Here is a 500-nt window from a genome sequence, read left to right as displayed (position 1 = left end):
GACGATCGCGAGCGGCTCGGTCGCCCGGGACTCGACCTCCTCGAGCTGCGCCCTCGTCTCGTTCAGTTCGACCGCGACCTTTTTGAGGTAGCGGACGAGCTTCTCCTGCTGATCGATGTTCTCCGTCATTCCTGTGTCCCCCGTCACTCTTCGCCCAACTCCACATCGATCATCTGGAAGATCTCTTCGGCGGTGGTTGCCGCCTCGATCCGCTCCCTGGCGTTCTGCTTCCTGTCGCCCTGGGCGCCGTCGCTCGCACCGGCGCTGATGCCGGAGAGCAAGGTGCGCAGGCGCTTGGCCACCCGCTGCTGCTCCTCCGCGGAACTCGCGGCGAGCATGTCCTCGAGCTTCCTCATCTCCTGGTCGATGAGGGGCTCGGCCGGTTCCCCGCCGCCGATCTCCGACAGCAGCAGGCCGGCGACCGCGGCCGGCGTGGGGTGGTCGAACACGAGCGTCGCGGGCAGGCGCACCCCGGTGGCCTGCGTGAGCCGGTTGCGCAG

At 68.4% G+C, this 500-nt stretch carries 1 protein-coding gene and 1 pseudogene; both read right to left on the bottom strand.

Annotation, left to right across the window (positions count from 1 at the left end; genetic code table 11):
* Window positions 1-129, bottom strand: a 129-nt coding sequence (locus IH00_RS45720) for a polyketide synthase docking domain-containing protein (RefSeq protein WP_031080880.1), incomplete at its 3' end; no start/stop codon positions are given.
* Between the two features lie 14 nt (window positions 130-143).
* Window positions 144-500 (bottom strand): annotated as a pseudogene (locus IH00_RS0136710) (beta-ketoacyl synthase); the annotation flags it as partial.

This window comes from Streptomyces sp. NRRL S-118 (assembly GCF_000716335.1).
Taxonomy (GTDB): domain Bacteria; phylum Actinomycetota; class Actinomycetes; order Streptomycetales; family Streptomycetaceae; genus Streptomyces.
The sequence above is the reverse complement of the archived record's forward strand: the minus strand, read 5'-3'. Positions and strand labels throughout refer to the sequence as shown.